The organism is Novosphingobium sp. FG90, assembly GCF_057808725.1.
The window spans coordinates 73,692-94,165 of sequence record NZ_JBMDIO010000018.1; the positions used below are offsets into that span (position 1 = coordinate 73,692).

15 protein-coding genes, 1 tRNA gene and 1 pseudogene are annotated in these 20,474 nt (G+C 66.3%); 12 read left to right on the forward strand and 5 right to left on the reverse strand.

Annotated features, from left to right (window positions below):
• The first annotated feature begins 33 nt into the window (after nucleotides 1-33).
• The 6 genes from pepN to ACODRZ_RS16305 all read left to right on the forward strand — a co-directional run bounded on the left by pepN (nucleotide 34) and on the right by ACODRZ_RS16305 (nucleotide 7,590).
• A complete protein-coding gene (pepN, locus tag ACODRZ_RS16280) occupies nucleotides 34-2,688 on the forward strand; it encodes an aminopeptidase N (protein ID WP_488972041.1) in 2,655 nt (884 codons plus the stop codon).
• Nucleotides 2,681-3,451 (forward strand): peptidoglycan editing factor PgeF, encoded by a 771-nt coding sequence (gene pgeF / locus ACODRZ_RS16285; RefSeq protein ID WP_488972040.1) that lies wholly within the window; start codon nucleotides 2,681-2,683, stop codon nucleotides 3,449-3,451. Before pepN ends, pgeF begins: the two co-directional genes overlap by 8 nt.
• A 774-nt stretch (nucleotides 3,452-4,225) precedes the next feature.
• Complete coding sequence (gene petA / locus ACODRZ_RS16290) at nucleotides 4,226-4,759, forward strand: ubiquinol-cytochrome c reductase iron-sulfur subunit (RefSeq protein ID WP_488972039.1); 534 nt, start codon at nucleotides 4,226-4,228, stop codon at nucleotides 4,757-4,759.
• Between the two features lie 23 nt (nucleotides 4,760-4,782).
• The gene (locus ACODRZ_RS16295; protein WP_488972038.1) at nucleotides 4,783-6,096 is read left to right on the forward strand and encodes a cytochrome b; all 1,314 of its coding nucleotides are present in this window, start codon (nucleotides 4,783-4,785) and stop codon (nucleotides 6,094-6,096) included.
• A 26-nt stretch (nucleotides 6,097-6,122) separates the two neighbouring features.
• Complete coding sequence (locus ACODRZ_RS16300) at nucleotides 6,123-6,962, forward strand: cytochrome c1 (protein WP_488972037.1); 840 nt, start codon at nucleotides 6,123-6,125, stop codon at nucleotides 6,960-6,962.
• A gap of 91 nt (nucleotides 6,963-7,053) precedes the next feature.
• The gene (locus ACODRZ_RS16305; RefSeq protein WP_488972036.1) at nucleotides 7,054-7,590 is read left to right on the forward strand and encodes an adenine phosphoribosyltransferase; all 537 of its coding nucleotides are present in this window, start codon (nucleotides 7,054-7,056) and stop codon (nucleotides 7,588-7,590) included.
• Between the two features lie 37 nt (nucleotides 7,591-7,627).
• On the opposite strand, the gene ACODRZ_RS16310 is transcribed toward ACODRZ_RS16305, so the two are convergent.
• Entirely contained in the window at nucleotides 7,628-8,974 is a 1,347-nt protein-coding gene (locus tag ACODRZ_RS16310) for a malonyl-CoA decarboxylase domain-containing protein (protein WP_488972035.1), read from the reverse strand.
• A gap of 288 nt (nucleotides 8,975-9,262) precedes the next feature.
• Here ACODRZ_RS16310 and ACODRZ_RS16315 point away from each other — a divergent pair.
• From ACODRZ_RS16315 to ACODRZ_RS16330, 4 genes and pseudogenes are all read left to right on the forward strand, one after another.
• A tRNA-Gly gene (locus ACODRZ_RS16315) sits at nucleotides 9,263-9,336 on the forward strand.
• Between the two features lie 198 nt (nucleotides 9,337-9,534).
• Nucleotides 9,535-10,566: pseudogene (locus ACODRZ_RS16320) on the forward strand (tyrosine-type recombinase/integrase); the annotation flags it as partial.
• 28 nt (nucleotides 10,567-10,594) lie between these two features.
• Nucleotides 10,595-11,836 (forward strand): MFS transporter, encoded by a 1,242-nt coding sequence (locus tag ACODRZ_RS16325; RefSeq protein ID WP_488972034.1) that lies wholly within the window; start codon nucleotides 10,595-10,597, stop codon nucleotides 11,834-11,836.
• A complete protein-coding gene (locus tag ACODRZ_RS16330; RefSeq protein WP_488972033.1) occupies nucleotides 11,833-13,674 on the forward strand; it encodes a DUF8034 domain-containing protein in 1,842 nt (613 codons plus the stop codon). The genes ACODRZ_RS16325 and ACODRZ_RS16330 overlap by 4 nt, the downstream gene beginning before the upstream one ends.
• Nucleotides 13,675-13,711: 37 nt before the next feature.
• Here ACODRZ_RS16330 and ACODRZ_RS16335 read toward each other — a convergent pair whose 3' ends face one another.
• Nucleotides 13,712-14,605, reverse strand: a complete 894-nt coding sequence (locus tag ACODRZ_RS16335) for a LysR family transcriptional regulator (RefSeq protein ID WP_488972032.1) — start codon at nucleotides 14,603-14,605, stop codon at nucleotides 13,712-13,714.
• Between the two features lie 161 nt (nucleotides 14,606-14,766).
• On the opposite strand from ACODRZ_RS16335, the gene kdgD reads away from it, so the two are divergent.
• Nucleotides 14,767-15,693 (forward strand): 5-dehydro-4-deoxyglucarate dehydratase, encoded by a 927-nt coding sequence (kdgD, locus tag ACODRZ_RS16340; protein WP_488972031.1) that lies wholly within the window; start codon nucleotides 14,767-14,769, stop codon nucleotides 15,691-15,693.
• Between the two features lie 228 nt (nucleotides 15,694-15,921).
• Here kdgD and ACODRZ_RS16345 read toward each other — a convergent pair whose 3' ends face one another.
• Genes ACODRZ_RS16345 through ACODRZ_RS16355 form a run of 3 tightly spaced genes read right to left on the reverse strand, consistent with a single transcriptional unit; the run spans nucleotide 15,922 to nucleotide 19,044 of the window.
• The gene (locus tag ACODRZ_RS16345; RefSeq protein WP_488972030.1) at nucleotides 15,922-16,902 is read right to left on the reverse strand and encodes an alpha/beta hydrolase; all 981 of its coding nucleotides are present in this window, start codon (nucleotides 16,900-16,902) and stop codon (nucleotides 15,922-15,924) included.
• Between the two features lie 2 nt (nucleotides 16,903-16,904).
• Nucleotides 16,905-18,194, reverse strand: coding sequence for an MFS transporter (locus ACODRZ_RS16350; RefSeq protein WP_488972029.1), 1,290 nt, complete (start codon nucleotides 18,192-18,194; stop codon nucleotides 16,905-16,907).
• A gap of 52 nt (nucleotides 18,195-18,246) precedes the next feature.
• Complete coding sequence (locus ACODRZ_RS16355; RefSeq protein WP_285020174.1) at nucleotides 18,247-19,044, reverse strand: 2-keto-4-pentenoate hydratase; 798 nt, start codon at nucleotides 19,042-19,044, stop codon at nucleotides 18,247-18,249.
• Between the two features lie 293 nt (nucleotides 19,045-19,337).
• On the opposite strand from ACODRZ_RS16355, the gene ACODRZ_RS16360 reads away from it, so the two are divergent.
• The gene (locus ACODRZ_RS16360) at nucleotides 19,338-20,354 is read left to right on the forward strand and encodes a LacI family DNA-binding transcriptional regulator (RefSeq protein WP_488972028.1); all 1,017 of its coding nucleotides are present in this window, start codon (nucleotides 19,338-19,340) and stop codon (nucleotides 20,352-20,354) included.
• Nucleotides 20,355-20,474 lie beyond the last annotated feature (120 nt).

The window sequence follows — 20,474 nt, forward strand, 5'->3', positions numbered from 1 at the left end:
GGCAATCGCTAGCCGAGCCTCTAAGTAACGCACATGGACATCGCCAGCAGACCCTCCGAGCCCGCCGAGAACACCCAGATCGCCGACGCTGCGCCGCCGCCTGCCGCGCCCCCGGTGATCCGACGCGAGGATTACCTGCCGCCTGCCTGGCTGGTGCCCGAGGTTTCGCTCGATTTCCGGCTCGGCGTCGATGCCACGCATGTCACCGCGACGCTGTCGGTCGCGCGCAATCCTGACGGCAACGGCGCGACGGCGCTGCGCCTCAACGGCGACCAGATCGCGCCGGTCGGCGTGCGGGTGGACGGGCGCGACGTCAACGACTGGCGCCTGGATGGCCCCGACCTCCTCGTCGAGCTGACCGGCGAGGCTCATTCGGTCGAAGTCGAGACCGCGCTGAACCCCGCCGCGAACAGCCAGTTGATGGGGCTCTACGCCTCGAACGGGATGCTCTGCACCCAGTGCGAGGCCGAGGGTTTCCGCCGCATCACCTTCTTCCCCGACCGGCCCGATGTGCTCTCCACCTACTCGGTGCGGATGAGCGGCGAAAAGGCGCAGTTCCCCATCCTCCTTGCCAACGGCAACTGCACCGCCAGCGGTGACGCAGAGGACGGCACTCACTGGGCCGAATGGCACGACCCCTGGCCGAAGCCGAGCTATCTCTTCGCGCTGGTCGCGGGCGACCTGATCGCCAACCACGCCACCTTCGAGACGATGGGCGGACGCAAGGTCGATCTCAACATCTGGGTCCGCCCCGGTGACGAGGACCGTACCCAACACGCGATGGATTCCCTCATCAATTCAATGAAGTGGGACGAGGAAGCGTTCGGGCGCGAGTACGATCTCGACCTCTTCAACATCGTCGCCGTGTCCGATTTCAACATGGGCGCGATGGAGAACAAGGGTCTCAACGTCTTCAACACGCGCTATGTCCTCGCCGACCCGGAGACCGCGACCGATGGCGATTACGATGCCGTCGAGGGCGTGATCGGCCACGAATACTTCCACAACTGGTCGGGCAATCGCGTGACCTGCCGCGACTGGTTCCAGCTGAGCCTCAAGGAGGGTTTCACCGTGCTGCGCGACCAGCTGTTCAGCGCCGACATGGGCAGCGAGGCGGTCAAGCGGATTGAGGACGTGCGCGTCCTTCGCATCGCCCAGTTCCCTGAGGATTCCGGCCCGCTGGCTCACCCGATCCGTCCCGATTCCTATCAGGAAATCAGTAACTTCTACACCGCGACGATTTACAACAAGGGCGCCGAGGTGATCCGCATGATGCGCACCATGGCGGGCATCGAGCGGTTCCGGAAAGGCACCGACCTCTACTTCGACCGTCACGACGGCGAGGCCGCGACCTGCGAGGATTTCGTCAAGGCGATCGAGGACGGCGCCGGACTGGATCTCACGCAGTTCCGCCTCTGGTACTCGCAGGCCGGCACCCCGCAGGTTGCTGCCGAGATGGCACACAACGGCACCCAAACGGTCCTCAAGCTCACCCAGACGGTCCCCGCGACGCCCGGACAGCCGGAGAAGCAGGCCATGCCGATCCCCTTGCGCGTCGCCCTGTTCGACCGCGACACCGGCACCCATTCGGGCGAGCAGTTGATCGTTCTCGACAAGGACAGCGACACGTTCACCTTCGATGGTTTCGCGAAGCCGCCGGTGCTGTCGATCAATCGCGGCTTCTCCGCGCCGGTGGCGATCGAGTTCGAACGCGACAGCGCCGACCTCGTGTTCCTCGCCGCGCATGACGACGATCCCTTCGCCCGTTACGAGGCGATGCAGGGCCTCGTCGTCCAGCACCTTGTCGCCGCCGTCTCGGGCAAGCTCGACGATGCCGCGCGGGCCGAGGGGCGCGCCGCGATCGGCGAGGCTTACGGTTCGGTGATCGCCGACCCCGCGCTCGACGACCTGATGCGCGGCGAGCTGATGATCCTGCCCGCCGAAACCTACCTTGCCGAGCAGCTCCCCGTCTCCGACCCCGGCGCGATCCATGCCGAGCGCGAAGCGCTGAAGGCATGGCTGGGCCGCGAACTCGCCGGTCCGCTCAAGGCGCTCCACGACCGCGCCGTCGCCGTGCCCTATTCGCGTGAGGCGGCGGCGCGCGGTGCCCGCAAGATCAAGACGCAGGCGCTGGTGCTGATCGCGTGTGGCGACCCGGCCGAGGGCGCTAGCCGTGCCTTCGCGCAGTACCAGGCGGCCGACAACATGACCGACCGCCAGGGCGCGCTCATGGTCCTCGCCAGCCTCGACGCGCCCGAGCGCGAGACGGCGTTGGCCGATTTCCACGATCGCTACGAAGGCAATGCGCTCGTCATCGACAAGTGGTTCTCGCTGCAGGCGGGCGCGCTGAACCCGAAGGTGCTGGAGCACATCGCGGCGCTGGCGCAGCATGGCGACTTCACGATGACCAACCCCAACCGCGTGCGCGCGCTCTACATGGCGGCGGCGGTGAACCCCAGGGCGTTCCACGATGAAAGCGGCGAGGGCTACCGCATGATCGGCGACCTGATCCGCCGCCTCGACCCGATCAACGCGCAGACGGCGGCGCGCTTCGTGCCCTCGCTGGGCCGCTGGCGCCGGATCGAGCCGGTCCGCGCGGCGATGATGCGCGCCGAACTGGAGCGCATCGCGGCACTTCCCGACCTTTCGCGCGACGTGCGCGAGCAGGTGTCGAAGTCCCTTGGCTGAGCCGGTCGAAGTCAACCGCGCGACCCTTCTCAAAGGTATCCCCCACGGCTTCCTTGGCCGCCGGGGCGGTGTCAGCGAGGGCGAAGTCGCGGGCCTCAACGTCGGGCGCGGTTCGGGCGACGACCTTGACCTCGTCGAACGCAACCGCGCACTGGCGGCCGAAGCGGTGCTACCCGGCGCGCGGCTGGTCACGGTCTATCAGGTCCACTCCGCCGACTGCGCGGTGCTGGGCGACGAACCATGGTCCGAGGACGACCGCCCCAAGGCCGACGCCATCGTCACCGACCGGCCCGGCGCGGTGCTGGGCATCCTCACCGCCGACTGCGCGCCGGTGCTCTTAGCCGACCGCGAGGCGGGGGTGATCGGCGCGGCCCATGCCGGCTGGCGCGGCGCGCTCGGCGGCGTCACCGATGCCACCATCGCCGCGATGGAGGCGCTGGGCGCCCGGCGGGAAAGCATCGTCGCGGTGGTGGGGCCGTGCATCGCGCAGGATTCCTACGAGGTGGACGCAGGGTTCCGCGAGCGCTTCCTTGCCGACGACCTGCCCAATGCGCGGTTCTTCCGCGAAGGGCGGCCCGATCATTTCCAGTTCGACCTCGAAGGCTACGTGCTGTGCCGGTTGCGCCTCGCCGGGATCGCGCATCCCGAGGGGCTGCGGCTGGATACGTATGCCGAGCCCGAGCGGTTCTACTCCTTCCGCCGCGCCACCCATCGCGGGGAATTGAGCTACGGACGGCAAATCTCGCTGATCGGGTTGGGCTGAGGGCTCGGCGCTTCGTCATTGCTCATAATGACGAGGTTGGTGACCGGCAGCGTCCACCCCAAAGCTGCCGTGCAAACATCATCGTCATCCCAGCGGAGGCTGGGACCGCTCTCGTCATCTCGCAACTTCTCGGCGACGCCGCGATGAATTTCGCCCTGCCCTGCCGATAGGGCTCATGATGGTCACAACGGTCCCAGCCTTCGCTGGGATGACGGTCTTTTACTAGAACGGCGGTTCCCTACCCCAACCCCACCGTCACCCTGAACTTGTTTCAGGGTCCATCAGGCCGATTGCCTGGTCTGTGAGCGACTAAATCGACGGGGCGGTTTTCGCCTTCCGGCTCCGGTACAAACTGCCCGATGGATCCTGAAACAAGTTCAGGATGACGCGGGGGAAGGGGCGAAACATCGCCTTCTCACCCGACGGCCCCCAACCCGCTCAGGCTGAGCTTGTCGAAGCCCCCCGAGGCCGGGCGCCATCGCCCGCCATGCTTCGGCAGCCCGAGCGGGTCGCTACCACGTCCCGCTTCCGAAATCGCGGGTATCGCCAAGTCCACTCGCCTAACTTCCGGCTGTTACAGTAGCTTGCCTTGACCAAAATCAAGGTTGGCACAGGCGACGTTCATGTATAACAGAAGCCCCAAAGCCGGGAGATTCATGGGTTTTGCCTGTGGCTCGCAACCGGTACGGGGGATACCAGGATACCATTCGGTCTGATAGACCTCCTGCCGCACCTCCGGCAGAGAGGGTTGTCGAAAGCAAGGCAAGGGCAAACATGGCAGAAACAGAGGGCGTAAGGCGGCGCGATTTCATCAACATCGCCGCAGTCAGCGCTGCAGGCGTTGCAGGAATCGGGATCGTCGTCCCGCTCGTAAGCCAGATGTCGGCATCGGCCGACGTTCTCGCGGCTTCCTCCACCGAAATCGATATCTCGGCGATCCAGCCCGGTCAGGCCATCAAGGCGGTGTTCCGCAAGCAGCCGGTCTTCGTGCGCAACCTGACGCCGAAGGAAATCGCCGAGGCGAACGCGGTCGACGTGTCCTCGCTGCGCGATCCCCAGACGCTTGAGGAGCGCACCAAGGAGGGCAAGGAGAACTGGCTCATCACCATGGGCGTGTGCACCCACCTCGGCTGCGTGCCGCTGGGCGCCGGCGAGGGTGAAGTGAAGGGTGAGTTCGGCGGCTACTTCTGCCCTTGCCACGGTTCGTCCTACGACACGGCCGCCCGCATCCGCAAAGGCCCCGCGCCCAAGAACCTTGAGGTGCCGAAGTACGAGTTCTCGTCCGACACCGTCGTCAAAATCGGCTGAGCCCAAGAGAGAGGATCAAGAACATGAGCTTTCCCTGGGCAAAGCACTACACCCCCGCGCACCCGCTGATGAAGTGGATGGACGAACGGCTGCCGATCCCGCGCCTCGTCTACAATGCCGTGGGTGGCGGTTACGAGGTTCCGCGCAACCTCAACTATTTCTGGAACTTCGGTTTCCTGGCGGGGCTCTGCCTCGTGCTGCAGATCGTCACCGGCATCGTCATGGCCATGCACTACGCGGCCAATACCGCCGTGGCGTTCGACACCATCGAGATGACCGTGCGCGACGTGAACTGGGGCTGGCTGATGCGCTATGCGCATGCCAACGGCGCCTCGGCCTTTTTCGTCGTCATCTACATCCACATCTTCCGCGGCTTCTACTACGGCTCGTACAAGGCGCCGCGCGAAATGGTGTGGCTGCTGGGCGTGGTGATCTTCCTGCTGATGATGGCCACCGCCTTCATGGGCTACGTGCTTCCCTGGGGCCAGATGAGCTTCTGGGGCGCCAAGGTCATCACCGGCCTGTTCGGCGCGATCCCCTTCGTGGGCGAGCCGCTGCAGCAGTGGCTGCTGGGCGGTTTCGCGCCTGACAACGCCGCGCTCAACCGCTTCTTCTCGCTCCACTACCTGCTGCCCTTCGTGATCCTGGGCGTGGTGATCCTGCACATCTGGGCGCTGCACATTCCCGGCTCGTCGAACCCGACCGGCGTGGAAGTGAAGTCCAGCTCGGACACGGTGCCGTTCTACCCCTACTACGTCGCCAAGGACGGCTGGGCGATCGGCGTCTTCGCGATCCTCTTCGCGATCGCGGTGTTCTACTTCCCCAACGCGCTCGGCCACCCGGACAACTACATTCCGGCGAACCCGATGAGCACGCCCGCGCACATCGTGCCCGAATGGTACTTCTGGCCGTTCTACGCGATCCTTCGCGCCTTCACGCAGGACTTCTTCTTCATCCCGGCCAAGCTGATGGGCGTGCTCGCCATGTTCGGCGCGATCCTGGTGTGGTTCTTCCTGCCCTGGCTGGACAAGTCGCCGGTGCGTTCGGGCGGCTACCGTCCGCTGTACCGCAAGTTCTTCTTCTTCGGCCTGATCCCGGCGATGCTGGTACTGTTCTACTGCGGCGGCGCCGCGGCGGCAGAGCCCTACGTGATGATCTCGCAGCTGGCGGCGCTCTACTACTTCGCGCACTTCCTCATCATCATCCCGGTGGTCTCGGCGATCGAGAAGCCGCTGCCGCTGCCTTTCTCGATCACCGAATCGGTGCTCGGCAAGGATGACGAGGCCCTGTTGCCGCCCGGCTCCGACGTTTCCGCCGCCCCGGCTTCGGCCGTCTGATCCAGCCAGAACGAAAGACGAAAGACATGGCACGCATTCTCTCGATCCTCGTCGGGCTGTTCTTCACGGTCGCGCTGGCGTGGTCGTTCGGCAAGGGCGCCTACACGCAGATCACCGAACCGCCCGCAGCGACGGCGGAGCACGAGTTCCACCTGCACCCCAAGGAACTCCACCTCGCCAGCGACGGCCCCTTCGGCAAGTTCGACAAGCAGCAGCTGCAGCGCGGCTTCCAGGTCTACAAGGAAGTCTGCTCGGCCTGCCACTCGCTCAGCCACGTCGCCTTCCGCGACCTGGGGGCGCTGGGCTATTCCGAAGGCCAGGTGAAGGCGATCGCGGCGGGCTTCCAGGTCCCCGGCATCGACCCCACCACCGGCGAGGCAAACACCCGGCCGGGTATGCCGACGGACTACTTCCCCAAGCCTTTCGCGAATGATGTCGCAGCGCGCGCTGCCAACAACAACGCGATCCCGCCCGACCTCTCGCTGATGACCAAGGCGCGCCATGACGGTGGACCCTACGTCTATTCGCTGCTGACCGGTTTCCAGGCCCAGCCAGCCGAGCTGCTCAAGGAGTTCCCGGATTCGAAGACGCCTGACGGGCTGCACTACAACCCGTACTTCGCGAACCTCAACCTCGCGATGGCACCGCCGCTGACCGGCGACGGACAGGTCGAATACGGCCCGGGCAACCCGAAGCCGACCGTCGACCAGATGTCGAAGGACGTTGCCGCCTTCCTCGTCTGGACCGCCGAGCCGAAGCTGGAAAAGCGCAACCAGACCGGCCTTGCCGTGGTGCTGTTCCTGATCTTCGCGACGGTGCTGGGCTATATGTCCTACCGCAACATCTGGGCCGGAAAGAAGCACTGACCTGAGCGCTTCCACCTGCTAAGGGCTTCGGCGCCCCGCCATCCACGGTGATGGCGGGGCGCTTTGCGTATGAGCTGCCGGAGATGCAAAAGTGACCGTCGAAGACCTGCGCCAGCTGGTGCGCACGATCCCCGACTTCCCCAAGCCCGGAATCCTGTTCCGCGACGTCACCACGCTGATCGGCCATGGCCCCGGCTTCGCGGCGGCGGTGGGCCACATGGCGGATCGCGCCGATGCGGCGGGCGCGCAGGTCATCGCCGGGATCGAGGCGCGCGGCTTCGTGTTCGGCGCCGCCATGGCCGCGCGCATGGGGCTGCCCTTCGTGCCGGTGCGCAAGCCTGGGAAGCTGCCGGTCGCGGTCCTCGCGATCGACTATGCGCTGGAGTACGGCACCGACACGCTGGAGGTCGATCCCGGCGCAGTGCCCGACGAGGCGCGGGTGGTGCTGGTCGATGACCTCATCGCGACCGGCGGCACGGCCCTGGCGGCGGTGGAACTGCTGCGCCGCGCGGGGGGAGAGGTGGTGCACTCGCTCTTCGCGATAGACCTGCCAGACCTCGGCGGCGCGCAGCGGCTGCGCGATGCAGGCGTCCCGGCCGAGGCGCTGATGGCCTTCGAGGGGCATTGAGTTCCCCTCGTCCCGGTTCAGGTCCGGGACGATGCCTTCAGGCTGCGACGGCTTCCTTCGCCTTCTTGCCGCCCTTCTTCGGGCCGCCTTCCGGTTCCTCTACCAGAGCCTGCACCGCCTTCGAGGTGACGACGGTGCCCAGTTCGGTCAGCGCGAAGAAATTCGCCTCGATGTCGGCAAGGTCGTAGAGGTAGTTCACCATGACCCCGTGCGCCTGCTTCTGGCCGTTGGCGGAAAGGTCGGCGTTGGCGTGGACCGCCTCCAGCCGCGCGCCGTTGCCGAGGTGGAAGCGCGCCACCGGATCGAGCGGCTGCCCGCCCTTCTTCGCCTCGACGAGATAGCGCGCCGCCAGCCGGCGCAATTCCTGCGCGCCCGGGACCGCGGCGTCGGCGTCCTGCTCCTTCGCCAGCCACTTCGCGAAGCCCGGTACCGGAGACAGCGTCGCGAAGGTCTTGAGGTGCGGCAGTTCTTCCTTGAGCAGGCCGACGACGCGCTTGATCAGGTGATTGCCGAAGGGAATACCTTTCAGCCCGACCTGGCAATTGCTGATCGAATAGAAGATCGCGCAGTTCGCCTCGCGCGGGGGGATCGTCTCGCGCTCTTCCGAGATGATGTCATGGATCGAGCCGGGGATCTGCGGCGTCAGAGCGACTTCGACGAAGATCAGCGGGTCGTCCCGCATCTGCGGGTGGAAGAAGCCGTAGCAGCGCCGATCGACCGGCTCGACCCGGCGGCGCAGGTCTTCCCAGCCCTGGATCTGGTGCACCGCCTCATAGCGGATGATCCGCTCCAGCAACTGCGCCGAACTGTCCCACCCGATCCGCCGCAGTTCGAGGAATCCGGCGTTGAACCATGCCGTGAAGGCGTTCTCGAGGTCGCGGTCCAGCGCCGCAAGGCCGGAGGTCGAGGCCGAGCGCGGAACCGCCAGCAGATCCTCGCGCAAGTCGATCAGCCGCTGGGTACCCTGAGGCGCGAGGTTCAGCTGGTTGATCAGCCGCCGGCTGGGCGATTTGCTGGCGACGTTGAGGGCAAGGGCGGAAGCCTCGTCCCGCTTGTCGTTCCATCTGGCGATTGCCTGGTCGATCGCCTTGGCGTCGGCAGGGTGCAGGTCGTGCACCTTGCCGAGAAATTCCTGCCGGGCGGCAAGATCGCTCGCCTCGTAGAGATCGAAGAACGCCGAGGCGAGCGCCGGACCGGAAGCGCGCCCGCGCAGTGACAGCAGCGCATCGGCAAGGTCGAGCAGGCTTTCCCCGCTGGCCGGCCGCGGCGCGACTCCGATGCCGCGCAGCAGCTTGCCCAGCCCCGAATTCATCAGTAGGTCGAGCGGGTTGCGCCGCCGCGCGGAGGCGGTTTCGGCGGGGATGCGCGTCCGGGGCGTGTTCATGGTAACCTCGTTATCGTCAGCAGCCTGTGGGACGTCAGGCTATCATCGCTGCACATATGAGAGAATACGTCGAAGCCGGGATGCACGATGCCTGAGGCGGTTCGATTGGTCCGGATCGGCAGTTTTGCGTGCCTTTGGCGGCAGAAGCCGCCCCGGCGATCCTCCGGTGCGTGCATGACCGTGTCGCAAGAATGCAAGAGAGGCGTTGACGCCGGTGCCCCGACCGTGGCAAGCGCCTCGCACGACGCGGCCCGAACTACCACGAGGGCACGCGGTACGGCGCGATGAGCGGGTATAGCTTAGTGGTAAAGCTCCAGCCTTCCAAGCTGGCTATGCGGGTTCGATTCCCGCTACCCGCTCCATTCGCCCTTCAAAAATCACCCGTAAAATGATATAAAACCCGCAGAAAACCTAGGCTTTTGTGCCTTGGTTCGTCCGGGTTTGCGTACCCCCGTCCACCGGCATCCACGCCTTTGTGGGGGTCTTTTGGGGTCTCGCGTTCTCGGGTCGATTTGAGATGCCCCCATTCTTGGGGAGTCATCTCGCGAACGGCGCGGAATATGGCCCTTACAGACGTTGCTATTCGCAATGCCAAGCCCCGAGCAAAGCCGTACAAGCTTGGTGATTCGCTGGGACTATTTCTTTTGATCGCCACCGGAGGCGGCAAGCTCTGGCGGCTCAAGTATCGCATCCACGGCAAAGAGAAGACCCTCGCGATCGGTGTCTATCCCCAAGTCGGTCTGGCGGATGCCCGGCGTCGGCGCGACGAGGCCCGTCAGTTACTGCTGGACGGCAAAGACCCGGGCGTCGAAAAGAGGCGCGCCAAAGTCCGAGCCCAGATGCAGGCGTCCAACACGTTCTCGGCAATAGCTGCCGAATTTTGCGAAAAGCGCAAGCGTGACGGGCAAAAGGGTTGGGCGCCCGCCACGGCGACCCGAAGCGAGTATCTGCTTTCACTGTTAAGGGGCTCGATCGGCAACATGCCAATAGCGGAGATCGAGCCGATAGACGTGCTGGCGGCCGTTCGCCGTATCGAAAGTAAGGGCAAGCTGGAGAGCGCGCGCAGAACGCTTCAACTCGCCGGCGCGGTGTTTAGGTATGCTGTGGCGACAGCCCGCCTGAGATCAGATCCCACCCGAGACCTCAAAGGCGCGCTCACTTCGCCTAGTGTGACGCACTATGGCGCCATTCTCGAACCGTCGCGAGTTGGGGATTTGCTTCGGGCAATAGACGGGTACGATGGCCAGCCCATTTCGAAGCTGGCCATGCAAATCGCCCCTCACGTGTTTGTGCGCCCTGGCGAGCTAAGACATGCGACCTGGGAAGAAGTCGATTTCGAGAACGCGTTATGGACGATCCCGGCAGCCAAGACGAAGATGCGAAAAGACCATCTGGTTCCATTGTCGCGACAGGTTCTGACAATGCTGAAGCAGGTCCATGCGTTGACAGGACCAAAAGGCTATCTCTTTCCATCGATCCGCTCCCGCGCCCGGCCCATGAGCGACAACACGATCAATGCCGGTCTCAGGCGCCTAGGTTACTCGACCTATGAAATGACGGCCCACGGTTTTCGATCAACCGCATCGACGCTGCTGAACGAAAGCGGAAAATGGCATCCTGATGCGATCGAGCGCGCGCTCGCCCACGGCGATAGCGATAGAGGCCTCGGCGGAGCTGGGGCTGGATGCGGTGCAGACCGGGTTCATCCTGTCCGCCTTCGCATGGGCCTATTCGCTGGCGCAGATCCCCGGCGGTGCGCTGCTCGACCGGTTCGGGACGCGGCCGATCTACATCGCGGCGATCGGGACGTGGTCGTTCTTCACCGTGCTGCAGGGCTTCGCGGGCTTCATCCTCGGCGCGACGGTGGTGACGCAGCTGTTCCTGCTGCGCTTCCTCGTCGGGCTATGCGAGGCGCCCTCGTTCCCCGGCAATGCGCGGATCGTCGCCGCATGGTTCCCGGCGCGCGAGCGCGGGACGGCCTCGGCGATCTTCAATTCGGCGCAGTACTTCTCGCTCGTCGCCTTCGCGCCGCTGATGGGCTGGGTGGTCCATGAGTTCGGCTGGCGCGCGGTGTTCTTCGTGATGGGCGCGCTCGGCCTGATGGCGATGTGCGCCTTCGCCGCCTTCATCCGCGAGCCGACCCGCCACAAGTGGGCCAACGCCGCCGAGATCGAACTGATCCGCGAAGGCGGCGGCCTCGTCGAGCCCGAGGGGCGCAAGGAAAAGGCCGAGCCGACCTTCACCTGGAACAACGTGCGCCAGTTGCTGACCAGCCGGATGATGATCGGCGTCTACCTCGGCCAGTACTGCATCAACGTGCTGACCTACTTCTTCGTGACGTGGTTCCCGATCTATCTGGTCAAGGATCGTGGCTTCAACATCATGGAAGCCGGGTTCGTCGCTGCGCTGCCCGCGCTGTGCGGCTTCGTCGGCGGCGTCGCGGGCGGCGTGATGTCGGACGTGCTGCTGGCGCGCACCGGCTCGATCACGATGGCGCGCAAGGCGCCGCTGCTGGCGGGGATGCTGCTCGCCAGCCTGATCATGGTTGCGGCCAAAGTGGAGAGCCAGGTCGGCGTGGTGCTGCTGATGTCGGTCGCGTTCTTCGGCAAGGGCGTCGCCTCGCTCGGCTGGGCGGTGATGTCCGACGTGGCGCCGCGCAAGCTGGCAGGGCTGGCGGGCGGCGTGTTCAACACCTTCGGCAATGCCGCCGGGATCGTCACGCCCATCGTCGTGGGCATCCTCGTCGCGCAGGCGGGATCGTTCGACACTGCGCTCGTCTTCGTCGGCGCGCATTGCCTCTTGACCATCGTTGCCTATTTCGTCGTCGTGCAGAAGCTTGAGCGACTGGAGCTTGCCGCATGAATCTCGACCGTCGTACCGTACTGCTGGCCACCGGCGCGTTGATGCTGGTTCCGGCCATAGCCCGCGCCGGATCGGCCGAGATCGCCATCGACACGCCGATGGCCGCGCCGCGCTGGGCGGTACTGCAGCGGCACCTCATCGCCATGCAGGGCGACGCCGCCCGCGCCTTCCACGACCGCTACTTCAACGCGAAGCACGAGATCGAGGCGTTCCTGCGCTGGGGTGCCAACGACGGCCCCGACGACGCCATCGAGGCGATCAACGACTGGCCCTACCTCTACCTCATTGGCGGCGAGGCGGGCCTGCTCGACCTCGCACAGAAGGTGCAGGAAGCCCACTTCGCGCAATACTCCCGCGCCCGCACCAAAGACGTGCTGATGGGCCGGAACGGCATGTACGTGCGCGAATTCCCGCCGCAGATGGACTGGCAGCACATCAGCGAGGGCCTGACCACCTTCAACCAACTCGGCCTGTGCAACCCGGACGACCGCAAGCTGATCGAGCGCGCCCGCCGCTTCGCCGATTTCTACACCGGCCGCGATCCCATCGCGCGCAACTACGATCCGAAGCTGAGGCTCATCCGTTCGATGTTCAACGGCAGCATCGGCCCGCTGATGCGCCCGGCGACGATGCTCGACTGGGCGGGCGACCCCTTCGACACCGCGCCCTTCGAGATGGTCCACGGCGAATCGAGCTACAAGGACACGCTGGAGCACTACCGCGAATATACCGAGACGGTCGGCGACAACCCGCTGAACCTGCATTCGACCGCGCTGGGCTTCAACGCCTGGATGCTGACCGGCGAGGCGCGCTTCCGCGACTGGATGCTCGAATATGTCGAGGCATGGGCGGCGCGGGCAAAGGCCAACCACGGCATCCTCCCCAGCAACATCGGGCCGGACGGCAAGGTCGGCGGCGGCGCGGGCGGTCACTGGTGGGGCGGCACCTATGGCTGGGGGTTCAGCCCGATCAACCCCGTCACCGGCAAGCGCGAGGACCGCAACCGCATCCCGCGCGCGATCATGGGCTTCATGAACGCCTACATGGCGACCGGCGACGACCGCTACCTGCAGGTCTGGCGCGACCAGAACGCGGCGATCAACGCACAGTCGCGCAAGATCGACGGGGTGCTCTCCGCGCCCACGATGCACGGTGCACAGGGGTGGTACAGCTTCAAGCCCGGCTCCTACCGCTTCAATACCGGCGAGATCTGGTACTTGTCGCAAGCCGAGGCCGACCGCGCGGCGATGGAGCCGACGCCGTGGACGCAGTTCCTCGACGGTAAGCAGGACGGCTGGGCCGAACAGTCGCTGCTGGACGACATGGAGCGGGTACGCACGCAGATGGTCCGCGTCCACGAGGACAGGACGACTGCCGCCACCCGCCTCGCCGACAACCCGATCGAGCGCAACCCGGTCTCGGTGACGGCGCTGCTGCACCAGACCATGGGCGCGATCCACGTCGCGCGGCCGCCATGGTCGAAGACCTCTCCCAACCAGGGCGGCACGCTGCTCTTCGCGCGGCTGCGGCACTTCGACGCCGACCGCAAGCGTCCGGGCCTGCCCGAGGACGTGGCGGCGCTGGTCGAGAAGATGGACGCGGGCACGACGACGCTCTCGCTGGTGAACCTCAACCCCGCGCTGGCGCGGCGGCTGGTGATCCGCGGTGGTGGCTATGGCGAGCATCGCATCGAGGCGGTGCGGATCGGCGACAGGCGCATGCCTGTGGGCGACCGCGACGTGGCGCTCAGGCTGGAGCCGGGCGCGGGTGCGCGGATGGTGCTGGAGATGAGCCGGTTCAGCCAGCCGCCGACGCTGGCGTGGCCGCAGATGGGGTGAACCTAAATTCCTCCCTGAGCTTGTCTCGGGGAGGAATTCAGCCTTCCGCCATCGCCTTCAGGCACAGTTCCCGGAACGCCGGCAGCGCCGGGTTCTCGCTCTCCCGCCGCCACGCCAGATGCAGTTCGACCGGCGCGGCGGGCTCGCTCTCGAAGGGCCGGAACACCACCCCGCGCGGATGGAGTCCCGCCGCCGCCTCGGGCACGATCCCCGGCGCGAGCCCCGCGCCGACCAGCCCCAGCAGTGAGTGGATCTGCGTCACGTACTGCACGTAGCTGGGCGCTGCCCCGGCCCGCTCGAACAGGCTGGACAGCAACAGGTTGAAGTACCCGGCCCCGCGCTGGGCATACATGACGAGATCCTGCCCGTCGAAATCGCCCGGCGTGAAACGCTCCTGCCCCGCGCGCGGATCGTCCTCGTGCAGCGCCACCAGCAGGCTTTCCAGCAGCAGCGGCGCCGAATCGAACTGCACCTTGTCCACCGGCGGGCGCACCAGCGCGAGGTCGATCATGCCGGTATGCAGCGCCTCGAACTGATCGCCCGAGACCAGTTCGTGCAGCTGCAGTTCCAGCCCCGGCAGTTCCACCGCCGCGCGCTTGACGATGCGCGGCAGCAGGACATAGCCCGAGACCGCCGTGAAGCCGATCGAGATGCGCCCCGTCTCCCCCTTCCACACCCGCCGCGCCGCCAGCGCCGCGCTTTCGGACAGGCGCACGATGCGCCGCGCTTCGTGAAGGAAGGTCTCGCCCGCCAGCGTCAGCGTCACCCGGCGGCTGGTGCGGTTGAACAGCTCGACGCCGAGGATGCGCTCCAGCACCTGGATCTGGCGGCTGAGCGGCGACTGGGTCATGTGCAGCCGCTCGGCGGCGCGGCCGAAGTGCAGTTCCTCGGCGAGGACGACGAAGCAGCGCAAGTGCGTGAGTTCGAACATCGTTCATGCCTACCGCGCATGAGGCCGGAGGAAAAGCGCGCGATGCATCGATGGGCGCTGATCGATGCCGCTGCGACATAAATCGATCCAGTCCCAGCGATGGGCGCGGCCGCCCCGCGCAGGTAGCAAAGGCTCTACAGGATCAATTGGAGCATTAAGCGATGTCGCCTCAGGATTTGGCCGCCCGTATCGGCGGGGGTCTCCTCTCGTTTCCGGTCACGCACTTCGACGCCGACCTGAAGTTCGACGAGGCGGCCTATCGCGACCATCTCGGCTGGCTGTCGGACTACGACGTGGCCGGCCTGTTCGCGGCGGGCGGCACCGGCGAGTTCTTCTCGCTCACCCCGGCCGAAGTCCCGGTGATCGTGAAGGCGGCGGTCGAGGAAGCCGCGGGCAAGGTGCCGGTGCTCTCGGGCTGCGGCTACGGCACCGCGATCGCGGTGGAGATGGCGCAGAACGTCGAGAAGGCGGGCGCCAACGGGTTGCTGCTGCTGCCGCCCTACCTCGTCAACTCCACGCAGGAGGGGCTTGCCGCGCACATCGAGGCGGTGTGCAAGGCGACCTCGCTGGGCGTCATCGTCTACAACCGCGACAACGCGATCGTCACCGAGGACACGCTGGCCGGTCTTGCCGAGCGCAACCCCAACCTCATCGGCTACAAGGACGGCGTCGGTGACGTCGAGCTGATGATGCGCATCTACGCGAAGCTGGGTGACCGCCTGACCTATATCGGCGGCCTGCCCACGGCCGAGACCTTCGCCCCCGCCTATCTGGAAATGGGCGTGACGACGTACTCCTCGGCGATCTTCAACTTCATGCCGGAGTGGGCGCTGGCCTTCTACAAGTCGGTCCGCGCGCGCGACAAGGCGGCGATCCTTGCGGGTCTGACCGACTTCGTGCTGCCTTACATCGCGATCCGCAATCGCGGCACCGGTTATGCGGTGTCGATCGTCAAGGCGGGCATGAACGTGATCGGTCGCCCGGCGGGTCCGGTGCGCTCGCCGCTGACCGACCTCACTGCCGAAGAGCAGGCGATGCTCGCCGCGCTCGTCGAAAAGGCCAAGGCTTCGCTGCGCGAGACGGCCTGACGTTACTCACCCTAGGTGTGGGTGGCTCCAAACGCCCGCATCGTGACGCAGGGATGAACTTGCTCCCACCCCTCCGGGAGCCGGTTCATCCCTGTTTTTTTACTCGTCGTCCCGGACTTGATCCGGGACCCTTCGACAAGCTCAGGGTGAGCGGGGGTAAATGTAAACCTCTCAAATCCGCTCAGGCTGAGCTTGTCGAAGCCCCCATTGATCAAGTCCGGGACGACGTCAGCCAAGTCCGCAGCGGCTCGCCCAGTCGAGCCAGAGGCCGGGCCATGCGGCGACCGGCTTGCCCGCGATGTTCCACAAGTTGAACCCGTGGCCGCCCTCGGCGAAGAGGTGCAGGTCCACCGTCACCCCTGCCTTGCGCAGCGCCGCGCGCAAACGCAGCGCGTTCTCGACCGGCACGGTGGCGTCGTCCTCGGCATGGACGATGAAATGCGGCGGGCTCTCAGGGCTGACGTTGCGGTCCACCGAATGCGCCGCCTCCAGCGCGGGCGTCGGGTTCGGGCCGAGCAGCTTCTCGCGCGATCCGGCGTGGGTCACGCCTGCGTCCATGCTTACCACCGGATAGAGCGGCGCGGCGCAGAACGGCCGGGCGGAGAGGCTGTCCGCCGCATCTACCGGAGCATAAGCGGGAAACGCGAAGCGGCTGGCGAGGTCGGCGCACAAGTGCCCGCCCGCGGACGATCCCATCACTGCCACCCGCTCCGGCACGATCCCGAAGCCCGCAGCCTTCGCGCGGATCAGCCGCATGGCGCGCTGGGCGTCGGCGAGGGGGGTGTTGGAGCGGTCCTGCCAGCCCTCGCCGGGCAGGCGGTACGTCAGCACAAAGGCGGTGTAGCCGTGCTCGGTCAGCCACTGGGCGACCTGAATGCCGCCCTTGTCGAGCGATTCCTCGCGGTAGCCGCCGCCGGGGATCACCAGCAGCGCCGCACCGTTGGGATACTTCGGGCGGAAGGCGGTGATGCGCGGCCGGGCGATCCCCGCGATCACGCGGTCGGGCTGGGCGGGGTTGGCGGAGCGCTCGGTCGCGATCTCTACCGGCAGCGGGGAAGGGGCTCCCGGCGGCGTGCCGGGCCAGAGGTCGATGACCTCTCCGGTCTCGTGAAACGGACGCGGCGGGGGCGTTTGCGCCCCCGCCGGTATCGTGCGGATCACCGAAGCCGCGAGGGCTCCGGCGAACAGAGCCCTGCGGTCGATCTCCATGCTCAGGCCGCCTTGACCCGCGCCTGCGCCAGACGCGGGCTGAGGACGTGGACCACCGCCAGCGCGATCAGGTAGGCGCTCGCGCAAATCGCGAAGAGCACCTCGTAGCTGTGCGTGGCGTCGAGGATGTAGCCCGCGAACAGCGCCATGCCCATGCCGCCGAACGCGCCCACGGTGCCGCCGATGCCCACCACCGAGCCCACCGCGCCGCGCGGGAACACGTCGGACGGCAGGGTGTAGAGGTTGGCCGAGAACGCCTGGTGCGCCGCCGTGGCAAGGCCGATCACCAGCACCGCGACCCACACGTTGTCGACGCCCAGCACGAACCAGATCGGCAGCACGCACAGCGCCGAGAGCAGCATGGTCGCCTTGCGCGAGAAGTTGGGGGTACGGCCTGCCTTGATGAGCTTCGAGGACATCCAGCCGCCCGCGATGCTGCCTACGTCCGAGATCAGGTAGATCGCGGCGAGCGGCAGGCCGAAGGTCTTGAGGTCGAGGTCGTAGCGCTCGAACAGGTAGCCGGGCAGCCAGAACAGGAAGAACCACCAGATCGGGTCGATCAGGAACTTGCCCAGCGCGTAGGCCCAGGTCTCCTTGACCACCAGCAGGCGGCTCCAGCCGATCTTCTCGACCGGGTCGGCGGGGTCCTGCTTGATGTAGGCGAGTTCGGCCGCAGTGACGCGCGGGTGCTCGTCCGGATGGCGGTAGACGGCCCACCACACGGCGAGCCAGATGATGCCGAACAGGCCGGTGACGAAGAACGCCATGCGCCAGTCGAACCACAGCACCAATAACGGCACGAGCAGCGGGGTGACGATCGCGCCGACGTTGGCGCCCGCGTTGAACACGCCGATCGCGAAGGCGCGCTCCTTCTGGGGGAACCAGTCGGTCACGGCGCGGATACCGGCGGGGAAGTTGCCCGATTCGCCGACGCCGAGGCCGAAGCGCGCCATCGCGAACGAGGTCAGCCCGGTGGCGAAACCGTGCGCCATGTGGCTCACCGTCCAGATGACGATGGCGACGGTGTAGCCGAGGCGCGCGCCGAGGGTATCGACGATCTTGCCGAACGACAGGTAGCCGACCGCGTAGGCGAGCTGAAACCAGAACACGATGCCCGCGAAGTCGGACTCGGACCAGTGGAACTCTGCCGACAGCGTCGGCTTGAGCACCCCGATCATCTGACGGTCGACGTAGTTGATGGCGGTTGCCGCGAACAGCAGCGCCACCACGACCCAGCGATAGCGCCCGACTTTTGCCGTCTGGCCTACCGTACCGCCGGTTCCTGCATCCATTTCCCTACTCCCTTGCGACCGTCTTGTTCGTGTGCCGCTCTAATTGGTTCTATCAGGCGGGTTTTGCCGCGACGATGCCGCAGGCTACCGTACCGTGGCCCGCGAAAGTCGCCAGTACCTGCTGGCCGGGCACGACCTCGTGAACCCCGGTGACAGCGCCGGTCGAGACCCAGGTGCCGCCGCTGCAGTCGATCCCGCGCGCGGCAAGGTTGCCGAGCAGGAAGCGCACCGCGCCCAGCGGGCCGTCGAGCATCGTCGCCGTGGTGGCCTCGCCCGCCGTCTCGCCGTCAATGTCGAGGCGGACGGTGATCGCGTTGAAGTCGATCGTCTCCCAGCCTTCAAGCACCGGGCCGATGACCATGCCGTAATTGTTGCCGTAGTCCGATACCGTCACCGGCGGCCCATCCGCATTGATGCGCGGGTAAGGCGAACTGGCGACCTCGATGCCGATGTGCACCGCGTCGAGGACCGCGCGGGTGGCCGCGTCGTCCTGCGGCACCGTGCCGTCCCAGCCTGCCGCGACGTGGAGCAGGAACTCCGCCTCGCCCGCCGCGAAACCGTCGGCGAAGACGGGCATCTCAGGCGATTCGCCCGCTGCCACCGTCACCACGCTGTCGGTGAAGATCGGTCCGGCCAGCCGGTTCGCACCCAGTTGCCCGTCGAGCGGCGGGTTGATCTTGCCGACCTTCCAGCCCGCAACTTCACGCCCGTCGAAGGCGAGGGCGAAATCCTGGATCGCATAGCCGCCGCCGAGATCGGTCGGGGCCTGTCCGGGATAGGAATCCAATGCGCGCTTCTCGCGCCGCGCCGTCACGAATGCTTCGGCGACTGCCTTTGCCGTGTCTGTCAAAACAATCCCCACACCCAAAGAATACCGTGCTTCGGCCAGTTCGGCGCTGGATTACCGGCGACACCGGTGTCATCAAAACGCCCATCCTGACCCGTCTGTACAGAGTGTCCGCTCTGTCGGATTGGTCACCCGCCGCGCTGCTCTGGACGCACCGCGGCTTGTTCCTGCCTATGCAAATGCACAGGCAATGGAATGGTAACCGGTGTCATCTTGCCTTTCGTCCCGCTTGAAGGCAAGCCGGAAAAATTCGGCCCATCGACCAACGCGCCGACGCAAGACCATAAGGACGCCGCATGGCAGAAGGCCAGAAACCCACGATCAACGACGTTGCGCGCATTTCCGGCGTGTCCAAGAAGACGGTAAGCCGCGTCATCAACAAGTCGCCGCTGCTCAACCAGGCGACGCGCGAGAAGGTCGAATCGGTCATCGCCGCGCTTGGCTACGTGCCCAATCCGCAGGCGCGGGCACTGGCGCTGCGGCGCAATTTTCTGATCGGCCTGATTCACGACAATCCCAACGCGCAGATGGTGCTGGGGGTGCAGGAAGGCATCCTCGACACCATTCGCGACACCGAGTTCGCGCTCGTCGTCCATCCCGTGAACCGCCATTCGCCGACGCTGGCCGAGGACATCCGCCGCTTCATCGAGCAGCAGCGGCTCTACGGCGTTATGCTCCTGCCGCCGCTGTCCGAGCGCGACGACTTGGCGGAATTGTGCCGAGATCTCGGCTGCACGCTGGTGCGCATGGGCTCGGCGCGGCTGGACGACGACGAGCACCTCGTCGCCTCGAACGACCGGCAGGCGGTGAGCGAGGCAGTCGCGTGGCTCGTGGAACTGGGCCACACGCGAATCGGCTTCGTTGCAGGGCCGGAGGGCTTCCGCTCCGCCAATGAGCGTGAACAAGGTTTCCTCGACGGCCTCGCGGCGGCGGGCCTGACGCTCGACCCGGCGATCGCGGCGCGCGGTACTTATCGCTTCGAATCGGGCAAGGCGGCGGGTGAAAAGCTGCTGTCGGCCGCCGAGCCGCCCAGCGCCGTGTTCTCCAGCAACGACGAGATGGCGGCGGGCATCCTCCACGCCGCGCGCGAGCGGGGGCTGAACGTGCCCGAAGACCTGTCGATCATCGGCTTCGACGATACCGCCACCGCCGCGCACATCTGGCCGCCGCTGACGACGGTGCGCTGGCCGATCCGCACGATGGCGAGCACGGCGGCGGCCAAGCTGATCCGCCCGGCCTCGGCAGCGTCGGAGCCCTCGTTCTTCCTCTCGGACCTGATCCGGCGCGCTTCGGCGGTGCCCCATCGGTCATAGGCTGGTCGTCATCCCAGCGAAGGCTGGTACCGCTGGCCTTGAATGCCCACCTTCGCAGCGCATACCGGCGGGGGCTTCGACAAGCTCAGCCTGAGCGGGATTTAAAGACCTGCTCTCAAT

Coding starts and splice junctions, on each gene's coding strand:
- pepN (WP_488972041.1), top strand. CDS start 34: ATGGACATCGCCAGCAGACCCTCCGAGCCCGCCGAGAACACCCAGATC.
- petA (WP_488972039.1), top strand. CDS start 4,226: ATGGCAGAAACAGAGGGCGTAAGGCGGCGCGATTTCATCAACATCGCC.
- ACODRZ_RS16295 (WP_488972038.1), top strand. CDS start 4,783: ATGAGCTTTCCCTGGGCAAAGCACTACACCCCCGCGCACCCGCTGATG.
- ACODRZ_RS16300 (WP_488972037.1), top strand. CDS start 6,123: ATGGCACGCATTCTCTCGATCCTCGTCGGGCTGTTCTTCACGGTCGCG.
- ACODRZ_RS16310 (WP_488972035.1), bottom strand. CDS start 8,974: ATGAACACGCCCCGGACGCGCATCCCCGCCGAAACCGCCTCCGCGCGG.
- ACODRZ_RS16325 (WP_488972034.1), top strand. CDS start 10,595: ATGCGATCGAGCGCGCGCTCGCCCACGGCGATAGCGATAGAGGCCTCG.
- ACODRZ_RS16330 (WP_488972033.1), top strand. CDS start 11,833: ATGAATCTCGACCGTCGTACCGTACTGCTGGCCACCGGCGCGTTGATG.
- ACODRZ_RS16335 (WP_488972032.1), bottom strand. CDS start 14,605: ATGTTCGAACTCACGCACTTGCGCTGCTTCGTCGTCCTCGCCGAGGAA.
- kdgD (WP_488972031.1), top strand. CDS start 14,767: ATGTCGCCTCAGGATTTGGCCGCCCGTATCGGCGGGGGTCTCCTCTCG.
- ACODRZ_RS16345 (WP_488972030.1), bottom strand. CDS start 16,902: ATGGAGATCGACCGCAGGGCTCTGTTCGCCGGAGCCCTCGCGGCTTCG.
- ACODRZ_RS16350 (WP_488972029.1), bottom strand. CDS start 18,194: ATGGATGCAGGAACCGGCGGTACGGTAGGCCAGACGGCAAAAGTCGGG.
- ACODRZ_RS16360 (WP_488972028.1), top strand. CDS start 19,338: ATGGCAGAAGGCCAGAAACCCACGATCAACGACGTTGCGCGCATTTCC.